At 66.7% G+C, this 12,707-nt stretch carries 11 protein-coding genes and 1 riboswitch; of the genes, 5 read left to right on the top strand and 6 right to left on the bottom strand.

Annotation, left to right across the window (positions count from 1 at the left end; genetic code table 11):
• The first annotated feature begins 193 nt into the window (after positions 1-193).
• On the top strand, positions 194-1,093 hold the full coding sequence (locus tag ACXR2T_RS07120) for a sugar phosphate isomerase/epimerase family protein (protein WP_458838645.1): 900 nt from the start codon (positions 194-196) through the stop codon (positions 1,091-1,093).
• On the opposite strand, the gene ACXR2T_RS07115 is transcribed toward ACXR2T_RS07120, so the two are convergent.
• From ACXR2T_RS07115 to ACXR2T_RS07100, 4 genes are all read right to left on the bottom strand, one after another.
• On the bottom strand, positions 1,077-2,183 hold the full coding sequence (locus tag ACXR2T_RS07115; RefSeq protein WP_458838644.1) for a LacI family DNA-binding transcriptional regulator: 1,107 nt from the start codon (positions 2,181-2,183) through the stop codon (positions 1,077-1,079). The genes ACXR2T_RS07120 and ACXR2T_RS07115 overlap by 17 nt on opposite strands.
• A 77-nt stretch (positions 2,184-2,260) precedes the next feature.
• Positions 2,261-3,037, bottom strand: a complete 777-nt coding sequence (locus ACXR2T_RS07110; RefSeq protein WP_458838643.1) for a TIM barrel protein — start codon at positions 3,035-3,037, stop codon at positions 2,261-2,263.
• 34 nt (positions 3,038-3,071) lie between these two features.
• The gene (iolG, locus tag ACXR2T_RS07105) at positions 3,072-4,079 is read right to left on the bottom strand and encodes an inositol 2-dehydrogenase (protein ID WP_458838642.1); all 1,008 of its coding nucleotides are present in this window, start codon (positions 4,077-4,079) and stop codon (positions 3,072-3,074) included.
• Between the two features lie 301 nt (positions 4,080-4,380).
• A complete protein-coding gene (locus ACXR2T_RS07100) occupies positions 4,381-5,412 on the bottom strand; it encodes a LacI family DNA-binding transcriptional regulator (protein WP_458838641.1) in 1,032 nt (343 codons plus the stop codon).
• A gap of 185 nt (positions 5,413-5,597) precedes the next feature.
• Between ACXR2T_RS07100 and ACXR2T_RS07095 the strand changes: the two genes are divergently transcribed.
• The 4 genes from ACXR2T_RS07095 to pnuC all read left to right on the top strand — a co-directional run bounded on the left by ACXR2T_RS07095 (position 5,598) and on the right by pnuC (position 9,437).
• Positions 5,598-6,785, top strand: a complete 1,188-nt coding sequence (locus tag ACXR2T_RS07095; RefSeq protein ID WP_458838640.1) for a Gfo/Idh/MocA family protein — start codon at positions 5,598-5,600, stop codon at positions 6,783-6,785.
• 128 nt (positions 6,786-6,913) lie between these two features.
• On the top strand, positions 6,914-7,921 hold the full coding sequence (locus ACXR2T_RS07090; RefSeq protein ID WP_458838639.1) for a sugar phosphate isomerase/epimerase family protein: 1,008 nt from the start codon (positions 6,914-6,916) through the stop codon (positions 7,919-7,921).
• Between the two features lie 140 nt (positions 7,922-8,061).
• The gene (locus ACXR2T_RS07085; RefSeq protein ID WP_458838638.1) at positions 8,062-8,430 is read left to right on the top strand and encodes a hypothetical protein; all 369 of its coding nucleotides are present in this window, start codon (positions 8,062-8,064) and stop codon (positions 8,428-8,430) included.
• A gap of 79 nt (positions 8,431-8,509) precedes the next feature.
• Positions 8,510-8,638: riboswitch (FMN riboswitch) on the top strand.
• Between the two features lie 76 nt (positions 8,639-8,714).
• Positions 8,715-9,437 (top strand): nicotinamide riboside transporter PnuC, encoded by a 723-nt coding sequence (gene pnuC, locus ACXR2T_RS07080; RefSeq protein WP_458838637.1) that lies wholly within the window; start codon positions 8,715-8,717, stop codon positions 9,435-9,437.
• Between the two features lie 18 nt (positions 9,438-9,455).
• Here the strand turns inward: pnuC and ACXR2T_RS07075 are convergent, their stop codons facing one another.
• Both ACXR2T_RS07075 and ACXR2T_RS07070 read right to left on the bottom strand, forming a co-directional pair.
• Positions 9,456-10,928: a sugar porter family MFS transporter gene (locus tag ACXR2T_RS07075; RefSeq protein WP_458838636.1), complete on the bottom strand. Its 1,473-nt coding sequence runs from the start codon at positions 10,926-10,928 to the stop codon at positions 9,456-9,458.
• 163 nt (positions 10,929-11,091) lie between these two features.
• Positions 11,092-12,534: a sugar porter family MFS transporter gene (locus ACXR2T_RS07070; RefSeq protein ID WP_458838635.1), complete on the bottom strand. Its 1,443-nt coding sequence runs from the start codon at positions 12,532-12,534 to the stop codon at positions 11,092-11,094.
• Positions 12,535-12,707 lie beyond the last annotated feature (173 nt).

Raw genomic sequence — 12,707 nt, 5'->3', positions numbered from 1 at the left:
CAGGCCCACCAACCCAGCGTCAAACATCAATTTTTGGAGAAAACTGATGCTTGAAGCTGGATCGATGCCACAAGCAAGGTCGCAGCGAGGGCCGCACCCCCGGCGAGGCATTAGACCCAATTCCCAGCCGCGCTGGCACGTGCCAGCGGAGGTTTGCTAGGGTGGCCCAATGCTTGACCCGCAAAGGAGCACCATGCCTGCCACACCCGAACTACTCGCAACCTGCTGGACCACCGCGGGCACCGCCCTGCCGCTCCCCGGCCACTCGCGCAGCCCGATCGCCCTCGAAGAACGCATCGCCGCCACCGCGCAGGGTGGCTGGCAGGGGTTCGGCCTCGTGCACGCAGACCTCGAGGCGTATCTTGCGGGCCCGGGCACGCTCGCCGACCTTGGCAGCATGCTCGCCGACCACGGCATCAAGCACCTAGAACTCGAACTCATCGAGCACTGGTGGGCGAACGACGACCGCCGGGCCGAATCTGACCGGGTGCGACGCGACATCTTTACCGCCGCCGAGGCGCTGGGCGCGCAAACCATCAAGATCGGCCCCGAAACGTCGGGGCGCCCCGTTGACCCGGCACAGTTCGCCGAGAGCTTTGAAGCCCTCGCAGTCGAGGCGGCCGAGCACGGCACGCGCGTCGCCCTCGAGTTCTTGCCGTTCGCCAGCTACGGCGATTCGCTCGAGATGGGCATCGAGCTCGTGACGCAGGTGGCGCACCCGGCGGGCGGGCTGTGCCTCGACATTTGGCACGTCGCCAGGCCCGGCACCGACTATGCCGTCATCGCCGAACGCCTGCCCGGCGAGTACGTCTTCTCGGTCGAGCTGAACGACGCCCACCCCGAGGTGGTGGGCACGCTATTTGAAGACACGATTCACCGCCGCCTACTGCCCGGCGAGGGAAGCTTCGACGTGCCCTCGTTCATTAATGCGGTGCGCGCGACGGGATTCTCGGGCCCGTGGGGTGTCGAAATACTGTCTGACCACCACCGCACGCTGCCGCTGACAGACGGGCTCACGCAGGCCCGCGACGCCGCACTCGCCTGCTTCGCCGAGGCAGACCGCCGCCTCGGCGGAGCTAGCCCGCGGTGGTAGACCCGCGCACCACGAGCCGCGGCTCGATGAGCACCTCGAGGCCGCGCTGCGGGGTGGGCGGCACGGCCTGATCCGGAGCCGAATGAGCGGCGGGGCCATCGAGCTCCGTGAGCGCGGTGAGCAGCGCGGTCGCGGCGTCGCGGCCGATGCGGCGATTGCCGGGGTCGACGCTCGTGAGCGAGATGCGCGGGATCGCGGCGAGCGTCGTGTCGTCGTAGCCCGCGACGCGGCAGCCGCCGGGCACCGCGATGCCGGCCGCCTCGAGTGCGGTGATCGCGCCGATCGCAGCGAGGTCGTTGACGGCGATGATGGCCTCGGGTAGGCGGCCATCGGCGAGCATGCGCTCGACCGCGCGGTGCGCGCCAGCCTCGGTAAAGTCGGCGGTCTCGACCCACGAGTCGGCGGCGAGGCCGCGGCGCTCGATTGACGCGGTGAACGCCGCAGCACGCGAGGCCGACACAGTGCCACCGCGGCCGCCGACGAGCGCGATGCGCGTGACGCCCTGGTGCGCGAGGTGCGCGACGACGAGGTCGACGCCCGCGTTGTCGTCGCTACGCACGGTGGCGACGACGTCGGGCGTCGCATCGATCGCGCTAGCAACGACGGTGGGAATCGTGGCCGCAAAGTCGGTGAGCTCAGCGAATCCGGGGATCGTGCCGACCGTGATCAACCCCGAGGGGCGCAGGTCGCGCAGCATCGCAATATTGTCTTGATCGAGCATCGCGGCGCCGTCGCCGTCATCGACCTGGGCGCTCACGATCATGGTGCGCCGGCCAGCGTCGGCCAGCTGCGCCCGCGCTGCCCCCACGATCTCGGCGAACAGCGGGTTATGCAGGTTTGAGACGAGAATCGCGACGAAGTCTCGCTTGCCGGCCGACAGCGACTGTGCGACCAGGTTGGGGCGGTAGCCGAGGCGTTCGGCGGCGTGCAGCACTCGCAGTCGACGCTCTTCGCTCACGTTCTCGCCGCCATTGAAGACCAGCGACACGAGCGACTTCGACACGTCGGCCTCGCGGGCCACATCGCGAATGGTGGGCGGGCGCTGGGGCGCGCTGCGGGGCGCGGCTGCGGCCTTCGTTGGGTCAGTCATGGCACCTCCTTGCACCCGATCATCTTACGGGAGCACGGCCCGCCAACCCGCCCCGCGAGCCCCGCCCGCCCGGCGAACTACGCGAACGCCGCCTTGAACGCGTCGAGCGCGGCCTCGGGGTCGCCGCTCGCCCACGCCTCCATGCCGATCACGCCGTCGTAGCCCAGCTCGCGCAGTGCCCGCGCGACGGCTTCGTAGCGAATCTCGCCCGTGCCCGGCTCGCACCGGCCCGGCACGTCGGCCACCTGAATCTCGCCGATCCAGGGCAGCGCTTCGGTGACAAGCGACACGAGGTTCCCCTCCCCGATCTGCGCGTGGTACAGGTCGAGGTTGAGCCGCAGGTTGGAGTGGTTGACCCCGCGCACGAGCGCGAGCGTGTCAGCGGCACGCGCAAACGGGGTACCCGGGTGATCGACCGCGAGGTTGAGGTTCTCGAGCACAAACGTGCGGCCGGCTGCCGCCCCAAGCTCAGCCACCTGGCGCAGCGTCTCGGCGGCGTGCACCCAGTCCTCGCCGCTCACGTCGGAGTGCGCGACGACGGGAATGCCGCCTTCGCCCAGGCCTGTGCCGTGGAGGTTGAGGCGGGGCGAGTCGATGATCTCTGCGGCCGCGAGTGATTCACGGGCCGTGGCGAGCAGCTCGGCCCGGCCCGCAGCCGTCGTGAGGTCACCGCGCAGATACCCGGTCATCGACGAGAACTCGGCCCCGGTCGCCTTCAGCGCCACGAGGTCCTTATTGCTCCAGTCCCAAATCTCAACAAGGAACCCGCGCTCGTGAATGCGCGCCACGCGCTCCTCGAATGGCAGGTCCAGAAACAGCATCTCGGCGCAGGCCGCCAACCGGTACTTCGTCATGAATATGCTCCCTGTCTCAGACGCCAGCGCGCGGCTAGAGCTCAACCTTGACGGCGACGCCCTCGGTAGCCGAGCGCTGCGCGGCATCGGCGAGAATGAGGGCGGCGCGGCCGTCTTCAAATGTGGGGCTCGTCGACGCCTCACCGCGCACCAGCTTCACGAACTCGACGAGCTCGAGCGCGTACGCGTCTTTGTAACGCTCGAGGAAGAACTCGCCGTAGGCGGGCTTCGCTTCGACGGCGTCTGCGGTCGACAGGCTCACGAGGCTCGTCGGCGCGTTCGCGACCTGCAGCATGCCCTTCGCACCAAACGCCTCGATGCGCTGGTCGTAGCCGATCGCGCTGTGGCGCGAGTTGACGATCGTGACGACCGCCCCCGACTCGGCGCGCAGCGTGGTGACCGCGGTGTCAAAGTCGCCGTGCTGCTTCGCACCGTCGTCGAACGCCTGCGTGCCCGTCGCCTGCACCTCGACAATGCCGTCCAAGAAGAAGCGCGCCATGTCGAAGTCGTGAATCGTCATGTCACGGAAGATGCCGCCCGACACCTTCACGTAGTCTGCCGGCGGCGCCGCGGGGTCGCGGCTAATGATGATGAGCTGCTCGAGGTCGCCAATTTCTCCAGCGGCCACGCGGGCACGTGCGCTCGCAAAATCCGGATCAAAGCGGCGGTTAAACCCGAGCGCGACGGGCACACCCGAGTCGGCCACGAGCGGGCGCAGCGCGTCGACCCGCGCAATGTCGAGGTCGATGGGCTTCTCGCACAGCACGGGCAGGCCCGCCTTAATCGAAGCCTCGATGAGGTCGACGTGGGTGGGGGTCGGCGATGCGATGAGCACGGCGTCGATCTCGCCCGATGCGATGAGCTCTTCGGGTGAGGCGGTCGCGGTGCCACCGAAGCGAGCGACGACACTCTCGGCGCCAGCGATGAACGGGTCTGCGACCCACGACAGGGTGGCCTCGGGCATGGCGGCGATGGTGGCCGCGTGAACCTGGCCGATTCGACCGGTGCCGATGAGTCCAAAACGTACGGGCTGCTGCGTCATTGCGATCCCCTTGGGGTCTCGATCACGCCGATTTAGCACGATCTAAATTGATAGGACAATGGAATCATTGTAGGGCCCAAACGGGGCTGCGCCAATACAAGCGACCACCCAATTTTGCGCGCCAACAACTTCTATCCGCGCCTTCGCCATGAAGCTTGGCTTGGTCTCCTAAAAATATGCGCGACGAATTCCGCTAATAACTGACCCAGAAGCGGAATTCGTCGCGCATATTTTATGTTCGTCACGGTTGGACAGCCACGAGTCAGGCACAAGCGCCTGCAATTGGGTTTGGTGACGCGGTTTACGCCCTAGGCACGGCCGTCGAATCACGTCGCACCAACCGCGGCGTGAAGCTGCGTGACTCGATCCGGCTCGTGTCACCCTCGAGCTTCGCGGCGAGCGCGCGCCCCGCGGCCTCGCCCAGCTCGCGCGGGTCACCGCTCACCGTGGTGAGCGAGACGAGCCCGTAGCTCGCGAGCGGCGAGTCGTCGTACCCCACGACCGAGAGATCCTGCGGTACCGCGAGCCCCAGCTCGCGCGCGGCCCCAATGACGCCCGCCGCCATCGGGTCGTTTACGGCAAGAACTGCGGTCGGTGGCGCTCCGACCGGCGCCGCACCCCGCGGAGCACTCGTCGCGAGTAGCCCGCGCGCGACCTCGCGGGCGGCGGCCTCGCCCGTGTCGGGGGCGCGCAGTACGGTGGGGGTGAGGCCGAGCTCGCGCATGGCCTCGGTGTAGCCGCGCTCGCGCTGCGCCGCGCTCGCCCCCGGGCCAGACACGCACGCGATGGCGCGGTGGCCGAGCTGCGCAAGGTGCCGCGTCGCGATGCGGCCGCCCTCAACTTCGTCGCTGCGCACCACGGGCAGCTGCGGCAGCTCACTCTCGAGCGCGCGCACGCCGAGCACGACGGCCGGAATGCCGCTGCGCGCGACCGCGGCGGCCGCAGCCTCGCCCGCGAGCACGAGGCCGTCGACACGCAGCGAGGCAAACGCCTCGAGCGGATCGACGCCCAGGTGGGCGTTGAGGTGCGCGTCGGCGACGCTGAGCGTGTAGCCGCCCGCGGCGAGCGCCTGGCGCAGCCCAGCCAGCGCCTCGACGAACCAGAGGTTGGCGAAGTCATCGATCACCACGCCGACGCTGCGGGTGCGGGTGCCCGCGAGGCCGGCGGCGAGGCGACTCGGCGTGTAGTTCAGCGCGGCAGCGGCGGCCAGCACGGCTTCGCGCTTTTCTTCGCTCACCCGGGGTGAGCCGCGCAGCACGAGCGAAACGAGGGACTTTGAGACGCCCGCATGCTCGGCGACATCGTAGATTGTGGCTCGTTTTGCGGTGGTCATGTCGGCTTCTCCTCTCGCGCGTTGTGAATACGTGTGTTGGGCGCGCCCTCAAGACACGCTGAATTCATATTGACAGAACAATTCGATTCGGGTTACCGTAATCTCCATTGGAGCGCTCCAACGATTGGTTAAACGCTATCGCCTGCGCCCCCTTCGTCGCAACGACGCAATCGAAAGGACCACCCGTGACCTCATCAATCGGCGTAGCCGTCATCGGCGCCGGCATGGCGGGCAAGGCACACGCCGCCGCCTACCGCGCAGCCTCCACCGTCTACAGCCCCACCCTGCCCGAGATTCGCCTCGTCGCGATCGGCGACGTGTACGCCCCGCTCGGCCAAGAAGCGGCGAAGCGGTTTGGCTTCGAACGCCACGAGAGCGACTGGCGCGCCATCGCAGCCGCCGACGACATCGACGTGGTGAGCGTCGTCGTTGCCAATTCCCTGCACCGCGAGATCGTGGCGGGCCTGCTCGCCGCGGGCAAGCATGTGCTCTGCGAGAAGCCGCTGAGTGACACCATCGAAGACGCCCGTGCCATGGCGGCAGACGCTCGCGCGGCTGCCGAGCGCGGCATCGTCGCCCGCATCGGGTTCAGTTACCTGCGCTCCCCCGGCATCGCGTTCATGCGCCAGCTCATTGACGACGGCCGACTCGGTGAGGTGCTGCACTTATCGGGCCGCTACTGGACAGACTACGGCTGCCGCCCCGACGCCCCCATCAGCTGGCGTTACCAGGGCCCCGCGGGGTCGGGCGCGCTGGGCGACGTGGGCAGCCACCTCAGCTACATCGCCGAGTACCTGTGCGGTGAGGTGCAAGAGGTCTCGGGTGGCCGGTTCCACACGTCCATCACCGAGCGGCCGAAACCGCTGGGGCAGGTCGTGGGGCACACGCGCGGCAACGTCAGCGACGAGACCGAGCCTGTCACCAACGATGACTACGCCACCTTCAACGCAAAGTTTGAGCGCTGCGTGGGCACCCTCGAGGTGTCGCGCGTTGCTGCCGGCCACCCCAACACCCTCACCCTCGAGGTATTTGGCTCAAAGGGTGCCGCGCGCTGGGCGCAGACAAACCCGTCACAGGTGGAGGTCATGCTGCACGACGAGCAGGGCGACCTCGCTGGCTACCGCACCGTGCCGCTCGGCCCGGCCCACCCCGGCTACGCGGGCGGCTGGGCGATGGACGCCCCCGGCGTCGGCATCGGCCAGAACGACCTGTTCGTGCACCAGGCACGCGCGTTTCTCGAGGAGGTCGCGGGGCTGCCCGAGGCCGAGTCGCTGCCGCGCTGCCGCACCTTCGACGACGGCGTGCACAACATGGAGTTTCTCGCGGCGGTCGCCGAGTCGGCTGCACAGAACGGCCAGGCCGTCGCAGTCTAAGACCTCCTGGATCCTGCGACTCCTTCGTCGCGCAGGATGACAGTAGAACGCGTCGCGCAGGATGACCACAAAGCGGGTCGCGCAGGATGACGGCTCTATACACTTACGAATCGAAAGCAGCACACACCATGAAACTTGGCGTCTACAACGCGATCCTGCATGACCGCAGCCTCCCCGAGGCAATCGCGGTCGTGCAGCGCCTCGGCCTCACCGGCATCGAGCTGAACTCGGGCGGATTTCTGCCCGCCCAGCACATTCCCACCCTCGACGAGATTCTCGTCTCTGACACCGCGCGCGACGACTTTCTCAGCCTGTTCGAGGGCACGGGCGTGAGCCCCGCGGGCCTCAACTGCAACGGCAACCCGCTGCACCCCAAGGCCGCGATTGGCGACGTGCACGCCCACGACGTGCGTCGCTCGATCCAGCTTGCCCAGCGGCTCGGGCAGGATCGGGTCGTTACGATGTCGGGGCTGCCCGGCGGCGAGCCCGGGTCCACGACCGTGAACTGGGTGGTCAACGCCTGGAACTCGGCTGCGCTCGACGTGCTCGACTACCAGTGGGACGTCGCGGCAAAGTTTTGGCGCGAGACCGACCGGTTCGCCGCCGAGCACGGCGTGAAGGTCGCGCTCGAGCTGCACCCGCAGAACCTCGTGTTCAACTCGGCCGACGTGCACAAGCTGATCGAGCTCACCGGCGCCACACACGTGGGCGTTGAGCTCGACGCCTCGCACCTGTTCTGGCAGCAGATGGATCCCGTCGCGGTGGTGCGCCACCTCGGCGAGCTCGTGTTCCACGCCGCAGCCAAAGACGTGCGCGTGAACCCCGAGTGGGCGAGCATCAACGGCGTGCTCGACAACTCGTTCCGCCGGCTTGCGCCGAACGAGCCGCGCACCAACCTGGGTGGCGACGAGTGGGCCAACGAGTGGCCCAAGAACTCGGCGTGGGACTTCGTGGCGCTCGGCCGCGGCCACGACACCGCGTTCTGGACCGAGTTCTTGCGCGCGCTGCGCGAGGTCGACCCCGAGATGTGGGTCAACATCGAGCACGAAGACGTCTCGCTCGGCCGCATTGAGGGCCTCGAGGTCGCCGCGCAGGTGCTGCGCGACGCCGACGCCGCGCTCACGGCCTCGCTGTAACCGGCCTCGGCCAGGTTGCAGCCGACGTGTGCTCCGGATCAGCTCTTGCGATCCGGAGCACACGCAGCAAGCACGAAGCACCCGGGCCACACCGCAGACCCCCGCTCACGGGCCGCAGGCAACCCGCGTACCCTTGAGGGATGCCTTCCCTCTACGACGCTGCCCTCAAGCTCGACATCTCGCTCGAAATGGCGAAGCGTCACGGCCTGCCCGCGCACCTAACTCAGGCCGAGCTCGACGAGATCGACCAAAACCCGCCCGCCTGGCTCGCGCAGTCGCGCGCCAACCGCACCGGCAAGAAGCCCGTCTGGGTGACACTCGAGTGCGCGATCTGCGGTTACGCCGAGCAAGCTCGCCCCAAGAAGTGGTGGCCCGAGTTCACCATGCTCGCATGCTTCGACCACGACCTCAGTGAGCTGCCAAAGCCCGCGGATGCTGGCGCGCACCGCGAGTTCACCTACGGCGTTGGCTCACGCTTCACAGGCGTCGTCGACGCTACCGCGGAGTAGCGCGGTCTCGCTCACCTCGCCTCGCGCCTGCAACGGCCCGGGAATAGAACCCGTGGGCTACAGTTCTACTTGATACACAAACGTGCTCCGGGGTCGGTGAAATTCCGAACCGGCGGTGATAGTCCGCGACCCGAGGCCCGCAAGGGCCGAGGTTGAACCGGTGAAACTCCGGTACCGACAGTTACAGTCTGGATGAGAGAAGCACGGGCGTGGGAGCAATTGGCGTAGGCACGACCCTGCGCGCACCCGCGTTCTCCTCGGCTGCATCGACGAGAGGAGAAACATTGCACTGGCTGATCGACGCCTTCAACTCCCATTGGGTGCTGCCCGGCGGGCAGACCCTGCTCGTGCGCGAGGTGGTCGGCAACGCGTTCGGGCTCGCGAGCGCGTTCGGCGGGATGCGCCGCAAGATCTGGGCGTGGCCCGTGGGCATCGTGGGCAATCTGCTGTTGCTCACCGTGTTTCTCGGCTCAATTCTGGCCCCGGATCATGCCCTACCGAGCCTGCTCGGCCAGGCTGGCAGGCAGGTCATGTTCATCACGGTCGCGATCTACGGTTGGGTGCGCTGGCGCCAGGCCGCCCGCGACAGTAGCGGTGGCGGCCAGGTGACACCGCGCTGGGCGTCGAACGGCACCCGCGTGGGGCTCGTGCTCGCGCTCGTGTTGGGTACGGTCGCGCTGACCCCGCTGTTTCGCGCGCTCGGGTCATGGGATCCGGTGTGGGCCGACGCGTGGACCTTCGTGGGCTCGCTGCTCGCCACCTACGGCATGGCGAAGGGGTGGACGGAGTTTTGGCTGATCTGGATCGCCGTCGACATCGTCGGTGTGCCCCTGCTGTTTAGCTCGGGCTACTACGCGACCGGTCTCATGTATGTCTTCTACGGCGCGTTCACCGCGGTCGGCTTCGTCGTGTGGGCCCGCGCCCAACAGGGCGCGAAGCCCCGCATCGACCGGGTCATGCCCGACCCCAGGGTGAGCCCGGCGCGCGAAGACGCCCGGGCCCACTGATCCGGATCGCGAAGCAGCCTACGACTGCACGTAGATTGCGCCCGTGGTGACGTCTTCCTCGAGCTTCTCGAGGCTCACGCCGCGGCTTTCGGGCACGAAGCGCCATACGAACGTGAGCGCCACGAGGCCGATCGCGGCGAAGATGAAGAACGATCCGGTGATGCCAATGCCGGCCACGAGTGACGGGAAGTAGAGCGCGAGAAATCCGTTCGTCGCCCAGCCAAAGAACACCGAGATGCCGATGCCCATGCCGCGCATGTGCAGCGGGAAGATCTCGGCGAGCCACACCCACACGGCGACGTTCAAGAACGTCTGCATCGAAGCGACGAAGCCGACCACGAGCACGAGGATCACGTAGGGGCGTGCCGGGTTGTCGTCGGCGAGCAGCATGGAGGCAACGCCGACGAGGCAGTGGAACGTGGTCGTGAGTGACAGGCCGATGAGGAAGGTCTTGCGGCGGTCGATCCGGTCCATGTTGCGCAGCGCGATGATGCCGCCGATCACAGCGACCACACCGAACGCGATGTTGGCGAGCACGGCCTGCTGCTCAGACATGCCCGACTGTTCGAGCACGCGGGTGCCGTAGTACATGATCGAGTTGATGCCGGTGAGCTGCTGCATCATGCTCACGCCGATGCCGATCAGCACGATTCGAAACAGCCACTTGTTCGTCAGGATCGCCTTGAGCCCCGTGTGAGCGGCAGTCTTCTCGGCTTCGCCGATCGCCTTCACCTCGGCGAGCTCTGCGGCTGCGCGATCGGCGGGGCGCACAGTCTTGAGCACCGCGAGCGCCTCAGCGTGGCGGCCTTTCTCGACCAGCCAGCGCGGCGACTCGGGCATGCGCAGCATTCCGAAGAACAAGAAGACGGCGGGCACCGCGCACACCGCGAACATGATGCGCCACACTCCGTCGAGGTGGCCGCCGAGCGTCGTGGCAATGATGGCGTTGATCACAAAGGCGGCGAGCTGGCCCGAGACGATCGCTAGTTCGTTGCGCCCAGTGATCGAGCCGCGAATTTCAAAGGGGGCGAGCTCGGCAAGATACACGGGCACCACGGTTGAGGCGCCGCCCACGGCAAGCCCGAGCATGATGCGCCCGCCCACCAGCATCGAAAACCCAAGCGTGGTGTGGGAGCCGTGCTCGGGCCCGCCCGGCGAGAAGATGACGAGCATGGTGCCGAGGAAGAACAGCACGGCCAACAGAATAATGGTCTTGCGTCGCCCCACACTGTCAGAGAGGCGGCCGCCGACGAGCCCACCCACGGCTGCGGCAAATACGAGCGAACTGATCACCAGGCCGAGCTGAATGTTTGAGAGCCCCAGCTCGAGCTGCATGGGTCCTTCTGCACCATTTGCCACCCCGGTGTCGTAACCGAAGAGCAACCCGCCGAAGCAGGCGATGATGGAAATGACGCCCAGGCGCCTGCTGTGTGGACCGGTACTGAGTGGCGGCAGCGTCTTGCGGGATGCGCTAGGTGCACCTGCTGACATGAGGGGACTCCTTTGTCTGTTGCGCCCAGCGGGTTACGCACGGGCACCCCCACCCTAACAATGTCATGTCAAAAGGACAAAATAGCCAGTCGCGCATTATTTTGCGAATCGGCCGCGCACACGGGTGGGTCTTGTGTTCTAGCGCACGCGAACGGCCTCAAATTTATCGTTTGGGTCTGGCGACATAGATCGCACCGGTGCGCACGTCTTCCTCGAGCGCCTCAAGCGTGCGGCCGCGCGTCTCTGGCAGGCAGCGCCACACAAACAGCAGGGCGAGCGCGCCGACGGCGGCAAAGAGAAAGAAGGTGCCAGTGATGCCAACTGCGGCGACGAGCGACAAGAAGTAGAGCGACAAGAAGCCGTTCGTAACCCAGAGGGCAAACACCGAGACCCCCATGCCAAACCCGCGCATGTGCAGTGGGAAGATCTCTGAGAGGTACACCCAGGTCGCGACATTCAAGAACGTCTGCATAGACCCAACGAAGATGACCACGAGGGTGAGAATCACCCAGGGCCGAGCTGGGTTATCAATCGCGAGCGTCATCGACGCGACCCCAATCAGCAGGTGGCTCACGGTCGTCAGAGAGAAGCCCGCTATGAATGTCTTGCGCCGGTCGAAGCGATCCATCATCGCAAGCGCGATGACAGCACCGATCACCGCAATGGCCCCCGGTGCAATGTTGGCGATGAGCGCCGCGCTCTCATCAAAGCCAGATTCAACCAGCACCGTCTGGCCGAAGTACATGATCGAGTTGATACCGGTGAGCTGCTGCGCAATGCCCACCCCAATGCCGATGAGCACGATTTTCAACAGGTTCTTGTTCGCAAAGATTGCTCGCCAGCCCAGCTGCGAGCCGCCGTTCTCGGCCACCGTGACACTCGTAAGCTCGGTGAACTCGGCGACCGCCCGGTCTTCAGGGCGTACGGTTTTGAGTACCGCAAGAGCGTCATCGACTCGACCCTTGTCGACGAGCCACCGGGGCGACTCGGGCATGCGCAGCATGCCGAAGAAGAGCACAATCGCCGGGAGCGCGCAGATTGCGAACATGATGCGCCACACGCCCTCGATGTGCCCCAGCGTGTTACCGATGATGGCGTTAATAATGAAGGCCGCCAGCTGGCCCACAACGATCATGAGCTCATTGCGCCCCGAGAGGGAGCCGCGAATCTCATAGGGCGCCATCTCTGCGAGAAAAACGGGCACCACGGTCGAGGCGCCGCCGACCGCAAGACCCAAGAAGACGCGTCCGAGCACGAGCATGCCGAGGCCCGGCGCGGCAACCACGAAGATCGTGCCGACGAAGAAAATGACCGCCAGCAAGATGATGGCTTTGCGACGACCCCACCCGTCTGACAGTCGACCGCACAGCATTGCGCCGATCGCCGCGGCGAACACGAGAGCGCTCGTGGCGACGCCTTCGGTGAACGGGGTGAGCCCCAGCTCGGCCGCCATCGGGCGCAGTGCGCCGTTAATCACGCCCGTGTCATAACCAAACAGCAAGCCGCCGAACGTCGCGATCAGTGCGACCACTCCGAGTCGCTTCTTGTGCGGCCCATTCGTGAGCGCGGGCAGCGGACCCCCCTGGGGCTGGGTGTGGGCGGCCATTACTGACTCCTTCGTCGTGCCCGGCGCCGCAGGAGAACTGCCGGGCCGCGCTTCGTCGTACTCACGCCGACGAGCTTATTTCGTAGCGCTTTCCCGCAGCATAACAATGTCCTGTCAAACGAACAAAATGGGGCGACACGCTCGCGCCACGGCGACCCTTGACCCTTAGCTGA

The organism is Leucobacter faecis, from assembly GCF_054456635.2.
Note: the sequence above shows the minus strand (reverse complement) of the source record. Positions and strands in the feature narration are given on the sequence as shown.